Origin of the sequence: Streptomyces sp. NPDC015139 (genome assembly GCF_043079785.1) — a bacterium.
Classification (GTDB): domain Bacteria; phylum Actinomycetota; class Actinomycetes; order Streptomycetales; family Streptomycetaceae; genus Streptomyces; species Streptomyces albidocamelliae.
Genome location: NZ_JBIBUW010000041.1, coordinates 9,178 through 17,395, shown reverse-complemented (window position 1 = coordinate 17,395; position 8,218 = coordinate 9,178). Strand labels below are relative to the sequence as shown.

Annotated in this window: 9 protein-coding genes; 6 read left to right on the top strand and 3 right to left on the bottom strand. The window is 70.5% G+C overall.

Annotated elements, in window-relative coordinates:
* Window positions 1-529: 529 nt before the first annotated feature.
* Window positions 530-724 (top strand): suppressor of fused domain protein, encoded by a 195-nt coding sequence (locus ACF08B_RS40820; protein WP_392322102.1) that lies wholly within the window; start codon window positions 530-532, stop codon window positions 722-724.
* Between the two features lie 145 nt (window positions 725-869).
* Here ACF08B_RS40820 and ACF08B_RS40815 read toward each other — a convergent pair whose 3' ends face one another.
* Window positions 870-1,613, bottom strand: a complete 744-nt coding sequence (locus ACF08B_RS40815) for an SOS response-associated peptidase (RefSeq protein WP_392322098.1) — start codon at window positions 1,611-1,613, stop codon at window positions 870-872.
* 162 nt (window positions 1,614-1,775) lie between these two features.
* Entirely contained in the window at window positions 1,776-2,258 is a 483-nt protein-coding gene (locus tag ACF08B_RS40810) for a hypothetical protein (RefSeq protein WP_392322097.1), read from the bottom strand.
* A 347-nt stretch (window positions 2,259-2,605) separates the two neighbouring features.
* On the opposite strand from ACF08B_RS40810, the gene ACF08B_RS40805 reads away from it, so the two are divergent.
* The gene (locus ACF08B_RS40805) at window positions 2,606-3,865 is read left to right on the top strand and encodes a SpoIIE family protein phosphatase (protein ID WP_392322101.1); all 1,260 of its coding nucleotides are present in this window, start codon (window positions 2,606-2,608) and stop codon (window positions 3,863-3,865) included.
* 216 nt (window positions 3,866-4,081) lie between these two features.
* Here ACF08B_RS40805 and ACF08B_RS40800 read toward each other — a convergent pair whose 3' ends face one another.
* Complete coding sequence (locus tag ACF08B_RS40800) at window positions 4,082-4,438, bottom strand: hypothetical protein (protein ID WP_392322096.1); 357 nt, start codon at window positions 4,436-4,438, stop codon at window positions 4,082-4,084.
* A 379-nt stretch (window positions 4,439-4,817) separates the two neighbouring features.
* Here ACF08B_RS40800 and ACF08B_RS40795 point away from each other — a divergent pair, with 379 nt between their 5' ends.
* From ACF08B_RS40795 to ACF08B_RS40780, 4 genes are all read left to right on the top strand, one after another.
* On the top strand, window positions 4,818-6,797 hold the full coding sequence (locus tag ACF08B_RS40795; protein WP_392322095.1) for an ABC transporter: 1,980 nt from the start codon (window positions 4,818-4,820) through the stop codon (window positions 6,795-6,797).
* Entirely contained in the window at window positions 6,794-6,988 is a 195-nt protein-coding gene (locus ACF08B_RS40790; RefSeq protein ID WP_392322100.1) for a Rieske (2Fe-2S) protein, read from the top strand. The genes ACF08B_RS40795 and ACF08B_RS40790 overlap by 4 nt, the downstream gene beginning before the upstream one ends.
* Window positions 6,989-7,099: 111 nt before the next feature.
* Window positions 7,100-7,276 (top strand): hypothetical protein, encoded by a 177-nt coding sequence (locus tag ACF08B_RS40785; protein WP_392322094.1) that lies wholly within the window; start codon window positions 7,100-7,102, stop codon window positions 7,274-7,276.
* Window positions 7,273-7,515: a hypothetical protein gene (locus ACF08B_RS40780; RefSeq protein WP_392322093.1), complete on the top strand. Its 243-nt coding sequence runs from the start codon at window positions 7,273-7,275 to the stop codon at window positions 7,513-7,515. Before ACF08B_RS40785 ends, ACF08B_RS40780 begins: the two co-directional genes overlap by 4 nt.
* The last annotated feature ends 703 nt before the right edge of the window (window positions 7,516-8,218 follow it).

Genomic DNA, 8,218 nt, shown 5'->3' with positions numbered 1-8,218 from the left:
GGGAAGTCCGTCCCGCCCACCTGGCGCCCCGCTACACTCCACGCCACCAGGCCGCTGACCAGCCCAGATACCGAACTACGGCTGGAGTACTAGGCCCGCGGGCCTGCCGGCGCCGCCCCGGCGGCGAGCGCGGCGTCGGCGCCCGGCCTGCTCGATGGGTTCGTGGTGCTGCGATGATCGGGTCATGCCCGTTGACGCCGCACGAGCAGCCCTGCGTGCGCACCTGCGCCGGCATTTCCCCGGCCAGGTCATCGATGAACTCCCGGGGGCCAAGGGTCCGATCGGGGAGCCTGCCCGACTTTCGTGTGTTCCGGGTGCACCCGAACGGTCCGGGCGGCTGGTGGGGACGGTCATGGGACGGAGTTCTTCCTCGCAGCGCCGCGCGATGAGTGGCTGAACCTGGAGAGCGTTTCCATGAACGCCTACTACCACTGTGGACCGAGCCACCAGCTACTGGATGTCGTACACACCGTCCCCATCGGCCGGCCGTGGCTGGATGATCCTTGCGACCACTACGTGATCAGCCTGCCTGCCCTACCCCTATGGCCCCGACTTCGAAGTCTGCGCATGGGACGACACGGCCCACGCGCGGATTCTCTGGCTGCTGCCGATCACCAAGGCCGAGAAGGACTACCGACGCGAACAGGGCCTTGAGGGGCTCGAGAGCCTTTTCGACGAGCGGGCGATCGACCCGGTCGATCCCCAGCGCCCCTCCGTCGTCTGAGCGCGGGTACGCGGAAGCGTGAGCACGCCCACGACCGCAGGCGTGTGGCTGGCCTGGTGCTCCCTGTCGGGGTACGGCGCATGTGCGCGATTGGTACGCGAATCGTTGCCAGTGGCGCCAAGCGCCGCCTCTGCACGGTCCCGTTCTACAGGCTGACCGGGTCGAGGAGGTGGGGTCCGTTGTTGCGGACGTTGTTGACGGCCGTGGAGACCGGGCGGGCGTCGAGGTGTCCGCCGGCGGGTTGTTCGAGGAGTGCGCGCAGTTCGTCGGCGTCGTGGTGGGTGGGGTCGAGCCAGGCTTCGTAGTGGTCCTCGGTGAGGGCCAGGGGCATGCGGGGATGTACGTGGCCGGCTGCGTCGGTGGCTTCGGTGGTGATGATGGTGCAGGTCGTCAGCCAGGCGGCCGGGTCGTCGTCCTGGGTGACGGCCGGGTGGCGCCAGTACTCGTACAGCCCGGCGAGCGCCATCACCTGCTCGTCTTCGGGGTGGATGAAGTACGGCTGCTTGCGCGCCTTGCCGGTGTCCGGGTCCTTGCTCGGCTGCCACTCGTAGAAGCCGTCCGCCGGGAGCAGACAGCGGCGCTTGAGGAACGCGCGGCGGAAGGCCGGCTTCTCGTGCACGGTCTCCACCCGGGCGTTGATCATCCGCGCGCCGATCTTCGGCTCCTTCGCCCAGGTCGGCACCAGGCCCCAGCGCAGCGGCCGCAGCTCCCGCGAGGCTGCCGCCGCGTCGCCCTCGCCGCGCGGGGTGCGCTCCAGGACCGCCCACACGTCATCGGTGGGGGCGACGTTCCAGTTCGGTGCGAGCGCCTCGGTGGCCGGCCACTCGTCGGCGTGGAACAGCTGCGCCAGGTCCTGCGGGCGCCGGGTGGAGACGTATCGGCCGCACATGCGCCCACTGTCTCACCGCCCAGTCGCTCCACGAGGTATCGGGCAGGGGGGCTCCACGCAGCGTTAGGCCCTCCGGGGGCCCAGCGGTTGCCGCGATCACCGAAGGCAGCGTGCCGGTGCCCCGCGGATACTTCTCTCCGCGGGGCACCGACCTGTCAGTGATCAGCCCTGGGTTCCGCCCTGGGTGTTGCCGGAGCCGCCGCCCTGGGTTCCGCCCTGGGTGTTGCCGGAGCCGCCGCCCTGGGTTCCGCCCTGGGTGTTGCCGGAGCCGCCGCCCTGGGTTCCGCCCTGGGTGTTCCCGGAGCCGCCGCCCTGCGTACCGCCCTGGGTGTTGCCGCTGCCGCCGCCCTGCGTACCGCCCTGCGTGTTCCCGTTCCCGGAGCCCTGCGTACCGCCCTGCGTGTTGCCGCCCTTCGGCATGGCAGCGTTCTTCGACGCGCTGTTCTTCGACGCGCTGTCCTTGCTGTTGCTGTTGTTCTTGCCGTGGTGCTGCTGGTGCTGCTGGTGGTGGCTGCTGGCGTGCGAGGCGTTGTGGTGCATCGGCGCAGCCTCTGCGCTGGCGACACCGAGGGTTCCGGCGGCCACGGCGGCGATGCAGGAGATGCCGGCGAGGCGGGCGGCGAGGTGACGTCGGGCGTTCAGCATGGGAAAGATCCTTCGGAAGCTGTTCGGGGACTGGGCCGGTCGGCCTTTCGTGTCTTCAGTTCAGCCCCTCCGGCCGCCCCCGTACGTCCCCCGACCGGCCCACCCATCGGCTGACCCGCCCCTCCAACCACCGGCCGCCGGGCCGGCAGAGCCGGGCGGTGAAGCTGCACAGGCACACCGGCTTCGCTGGCGCGATGGAGGACATGGGGTGGCGCCGGGCGCGCCGGCAGGAGGCCCCTGCCCGCACTTGTCACACAGCGAGGCGGGTCCCGCGCGCGCTCGCCGGGTGCTGGAGCTGGGCCCTTGTAGATTGTGAGGAGGGAGCAGCTTGCTGGGAGATGCGTGTGATGGCTCCGGAGATCGACTACGCGGCGGTTTTCGCCGCCCTCCCGAGCCCGTGTCTGATGCTCGGCACGGACCTGGTGATCGCCGATGCCAACAGGGCCTTCTGCGAGGTGACCGGACGGAGCTGGGGGGAGCTGGTCGGGCAGTACCTCTTCGAGGTCTTCCCGGACAACCCCGCCGACGCGGAGGCCGACGGACCGGCGACGCTGAAAGCTTCACTGCACCGGGTCCTCGCCTCCGGCCAGACCGATCACATGGCATTGCAGAAGTACGACATCCCGGTCGCCGGCAATCCGGAGGTGTTCAAGGAGCGGTGGTGGACCGCGATCAACGTGCCTGTCCTCGGTCCGGACGGCAAGGCTGCTTGGATCATCCACCGGTCCGAGGACATGACCGAGGTCGTCCTCGCCCACCGCACCGCGCACCTGCCCTCGGTCAGTCCCGGCCGGGAAGCGGCCATGGAAGCCGAGCTGTATGCCCGGGCACGGCAGCTGCAGCGGCTGAACGAGGAACTACGGCAGGCCCACGCCCGTGAACGGCGCATCGCCGTCGCCTTGCAGGAAACCATGCTCCACACACCGGACCTGGCCCGGCACCCTGATATCGCCGTGCGCTACCTGCCTGCGACCGGATCCCTCAACGTGTGCGGTGACTGGTACGACGCGGTCGACCTGGCCGCAGGCCGTTTTACCGTCGCGGTCGGCGACGTCGTCGGCCACGGTCTGATGGCCGCGACGGTCATGGGAAGGCTCCGCAGCGCGCTGAGCGCCGCCGCCCGCACCGTCCACGGCCCCGCCCAGGCCCTGGAGGTCCTCGGGTTGTACGCGCGCTCGGTCGAGGGAGCATTGGCCGCCACCGCAGTCCAGGTCCTGGTCGACTGCCGCGGTCACCTGCTCATCTACAGCAGCGCCGGTCATCCCCCGCCCGTCCTGCTCCACCGGGACGGCTCCTGCGACCTGCTTGACCAGGCCACCGACCCTCCACTGGGCGCCCGCCCCGAACACGTCCCCCGCCCCCAGGCCACCACAATCTATGCCGTCGGTGACACCCTCATCCTCTACACCGACGGCCTGATCGAACGCCGCGGCGAGGACATCGACATCGGCCTGTCCCGCCTGACCTCGACACTCGCCACCTGCACCGAATTCGGACCGGAACATCTCGCCGACGCCCTTCTCGCCCGCCTCGACCTCACCAGCGGCGCCAACGACGACATCGCCCTGGTCGTCGTCCGCCTGCATGACGGGCTCCAATCATTTTGATCGGTCTCCAGTGCAGGAAGATGATCAAGGGTGGCTTGGGCCGTACTGCGAACGGATGATCACCGGTGCACGGGCTTCCGCCCGCTCCAATAGCGGGCCGTGTCTGTCAGGGGAGAGCCCGGCGTGCAGGGCTGACGGCTCCGTTCGCGGGCTGTGGCTGCCCGGGGCGGTGCCGAGGGCCGGGCACCGGACCCCGGCTCACCGCCGTCGTCGTTCTCAGTCGCCGAGGCCCTTTTCGAGGATGGTGCTGGGGTCCACCGGCTCGTCCGGCTGGTCGGGCTCCGCCGGGGGGGTGTACCCCCAGGTCACCGGGGCGGTCTCCTCGTAGGGGTTGGGCGGGGCATGGTCCGGGATTTCCAGCGGAGGATCGGGCTGTACCGGGGGCGGGTCCGCTTCGAAGGGGCCTAGCGGGGGGTCCACCGGATCCACCGGCGAGGCGGTGGGTACGCCGGCCGTCGGGGCCGCCATCGCGGTGGTGGCGGGAAGGACGACGCCTCCCGTGACCGCCGCGGCCGCCGCCGCGATCGTCGCGAACCTCAGGCGGACGGAGTTGTTGCGGATCGTGCGAGCCATGGGTGTCTCCCGCTGGTAGTGAAGGGCGCCCATCTGGCGTCCTCGGCCTTGATTCCAGTAGGCCGGAGCCACCCCTGCGCGGTCATGCGCCGGGTTTTCGGGGCTTGACACCGCAAGGGCCGGCCGGACCTGCCTCGCGATGGCGGCCCCGCGGACGACGACGTGAACGGCACGAGGCCTCCCGGCACTCCCGGAGCCTCGCTTGATCCGGCTCCGCAGCCGTACACCAGACAGCGCAAGCGTCGGCGTCACGCCAGCTCCACTCCCCGCTCTCAAAGTGCGTTCAGCCGCTCCACCGTGAGCTTGCCGCGCCTCGCGCGGGTGTAGGAGATCCACACGCCGCGCCACCGGACACCCCGCTTCGGTGTCCTGCCCAAAAGTGCGCAGGCAGGGGGCAGGCGAAGGCCCCGACTGCGCCGCCTGGCCGGGCGCCTGGCAGGGCGCCAACCTGCGCAGCGTCGTGAGCGGCCTGGGGATCGACATCGACCGGCCGTGGCGCAGGCTCAGGAAGAAGGACCGCAACTGGCTGCTGTACACGGACGAGCAGCCCTTGGTGTACATCGAGCCGGAGGAGGACCGCGTCGACTACGGCTACCAGGGCAAGTTCTGGAGCGCCCGCAAGCACGTCATGCACGTCCTCGCCGACTCCAAGAGCGAGAAGATGCGCGAGCGGGCGCTCCGGTTCGTCAAGAGCGTGCCCTGCCCCGCCTGTCACGGCAGCGGACTGCGGCCCGAGGCACTCGCCGTGACCTTCGCCGGACGATCCATCGCCGAGATCAACGCGATGCCGCTCACCGAGGTCGTGGCCCTGCTGCGGCCCGTCGCGGCGCGGTCCGAGGCCGACGCCACCACGGCGACCGCACGATCCGGGGAGACGACCGAGGTCGCGGTCCGGATCTGCGGCGATCTGGTCGCGCGGATCGACGTACTGCTCGACCTGGGCCTCGGATACCTCAGCCTCGGGCGCCGCTCGACGACCCTGTCGCCCGGCGAGGCGCAGCGCCTGCGGATCGCCACCCAGCTGCGCTCGGGGCTGTTCGGCGTCGTCTACGTCCTCGACGAACCCTCCGCGGGCCTGCACCCGGCCGACGCAAAGCCGCTGCTGGAGGTGCTGGACCGTCTCAAGGCGGCGGGCAACTCGCTGTTCGTCGTGGAGCACGACATGGACGTCGTACGGCGGGCGGACTGGGTGGTCGACATCGGCCCCGGTGCGGGCGAGGGCGGCGGACGCGTGCTGTACAGCGGCCCGGTTGCCGGTCTTGAGCGGGTCGGGGAGTCGGCCACGAGCCAGTACCTGTTCGGGCGCGCCCAGCCGCTGGATCACCGCCCGCGCACACCGCACGGCTGGCTGCACCTGCGCGGCGTCTCCCGCCACAATCTGCACGGCGTGTCCGTCGACGTACCGCTGTGCGTACTGACGGCGGTGACGGGCGTGTCCGGTTCCGGAAAGTCGAGGCTGGTGACGCAGGTGCTCGCCGAGGTCGTCCGCGGCCACCTCGGTCTCGTACCCGAGGAGCCCTACGAGGCACAGTTGGAGGTCGACGTCCAGGACGCGTCGGGGATCGAGTCGTTCGACCGGCTGGTCCGGGTCGACCAACGGCCCATCGGCCGAACTCCCCGGTCCAACCTGGCCACGTACACCGGGATGTTCGACGCGGTGCGCAAGCTGTACGCGGCGACGGACGAAGCCAGGGCGCGCGGCTACTCGGCCGGGCGGTTCTCCTTCAACGTGCCCGAAGGGCGGTGCGAGACCTGCCAGGGCGAAGGATTCGTCGCGGTGGAACTGCTGTTCCTGCCCGGCACCTACGCGCCGTGCCCGACCTGCGAAGGCGCCCGGTACAACGCGGAAACGCTGGAAGTCACCTACCGCGGCAATAACATCGCGGAAGTACTGGCGCTGTCCGTCGACGCCGCCGCCACGTTCCTGTCCGCCGTCCCGGCCGCCTCCCGCAGTCTGGAGACGTTGCGCGAGGTGGGGCTGGGGTACCTGCGGCTGGGCCAACCCGCGACGGAACTCAGCGGCGGCGAGGCGCAACGCATCACACTGGCCACCGAACTGCAGCGAGCCCGCCGCGGGCACGCACTCTACCTGCTCGACGAGCCGACGGCGGGGCTGCACCCCTCGGACATCGCGCTGCTGCTGCGACAGCTGCACCGGCTCGTCGACGCCGGCAACACGGTCGTCCTCGTCGAACACGACCTGGACACCATCGCCACCGCCGACTGGGTCATCGACCTCGGCTCGGGCAGCGGCGACGCGGGCGGGCGGGTGGTCGCGGCGGGCCCGCCGGCCAAGGTGGCGAGGGCCCGCCGCAGCGCCACCGCGTCCTATCTCGCGGCCCGGCTCGCGCGCTCCTGACGACAGCGCGAAGGGCTGCGTACCGGTCAGCCGGCTTCGGGGCGCGGGGTCGCGCGCGTCGCGTCATCAACTGCCCCTGCCACGGCAGCAGGTTCTCGATCACCGACGGAAGTGTGCAGAGCGGGCCGGCGACCAAGGCGCTGCCCGCGACGCGGATCTCGGTGGACGGTGACGCGATCACACTGGCCTGACTGAGCGGGTCCGCCCGCTGTTCATGCGCCCTCAGGCCGGTCTCCGGACCTGGCCGAGTGGATCGCACGAGACGGGCTCGACGTACGGGAAGTCGCGGACGAGATCAAGGGATGGACCTCTCGGTCGGGAGGCTGAGAGCTTTCTGCGGAATCCCTCACGGCCCGCAGCAGGACGCGGGCCTGCAGCAGATCCGCGACACCCTGCCGCCCGCGCCCGTACCCCGCACGGTCGAGCCCGCCCCGCGCCCGGTCAGCGAGGAGGTGCCACCAGAGGGCTGGCGCTGGTGACCCACTACTGCCGCCGCAACAACGCCTACCTCGCCCGCGCCCAGCACCTGCAGACCCTGCACGGCGACAGCATGAAGCAGTGGCAGCGCCTGGTCCTGTACGCCCTGACCGACGCCCTCGCCCACAACCACCTCCTGGTCGGCACCCTCGCCGCCTACCTCCAGCGCCAGGACCTCGACGCCGACCTGCTGACGCCGCTATCTGCAGTCCCCGGACCCCGACCGCTACATCACCCGTGAGGCCGTCCAGCTCCTGGACGGCCTCACAGGCGCCGTGCGTCGGCCCGGCCCCGGAGCTCATCGTTAGATCACGCCTTCCCAGACGCAGCCGGCCGTCGGATGACAACGCCAGCCGCGATCCTCCGCCCCCGGCACGGCCGGGACGGCTGGCGGGTCATGAGGGTCACGGCCAGTCTTTCCGCCCACGGCACCCATGATCCATACACCGTCCGGCGTCTCACCCAAATACATCATGAACGCAGTGGATGTGGTTTGGCGGTCGATGGCTGCCCGCTGCAGCGGCAAATCGAGTCCCATGGCTTTCCCTCTCAATGTTGGCACGTTGGCAAGGCCTTCAGCCATCACGTGATCTGGCCCGAACACCGCCGCGGGGACGGAACCACTGCAAGTCAAGACAGGCTTCGAGGAACGAGAACCGTACGGGATCCCGCTCGTCCCGCGGGCATTCCTTTGCTGTGCTGTCATGTTGGTCGTATCCGGCGGGTGGGGCCCCGCCGGCGGAGGGTTCGTGGCGGTATTGCCGTGGTGGGGGAGGACCAGGCGGCAGAAGGGATACCCCCTGCCGCCGGATCCTGCCACGCCGTTGTCTTCCCTCAGAAGGGGAGAATGTTGCCCAGGATCTTCCCGAGGAAGCCACTGGCCTCCAGGCCCGGGTTGTCACCAGGGGCTGCGGCGGGAGCGGCTTCTGCGCGGTCGACCGGGG

Coding starts and splice junctions, on each gene's coding strand:
- ACF08B_RS40815 (WP_392322098.1), bottom strand. CDS start 1,613: ATGTGCGGCCGATACGTCTCCACCCGGCGCCCGCAGGACCTGGCGCAG.
- ACF08B_RS40810 (WP_392322097.1), bottom strand. CDS start 2,258: ATGCTGAACGCCCGACGTCACCTCGCCGCCCGCCTCGCCGGCATCTCC.
- ACF08B_RS40805 (WP_392322101.1), top strand. CDS start 2,606: ATGGCTCCGGAGATCGACTACGCGGCGGTTTTCGCCGCCCTCCCGAGC.
- ACF08B_RS40800 (WP_392322096.1), bottom strand. CDS start 4,438: ATGGCTCGCACGATCCGCAACAACTCCGTCCGCCTGAGGTTCGCGACG.
- ACF08B_RS40785 (WP_392322094.1), top strand. CDS start 7,100: ATGGACCTCTCGGTCGGGAGGCTGAGAGCTTTCTGCGGAATCCCTCAC.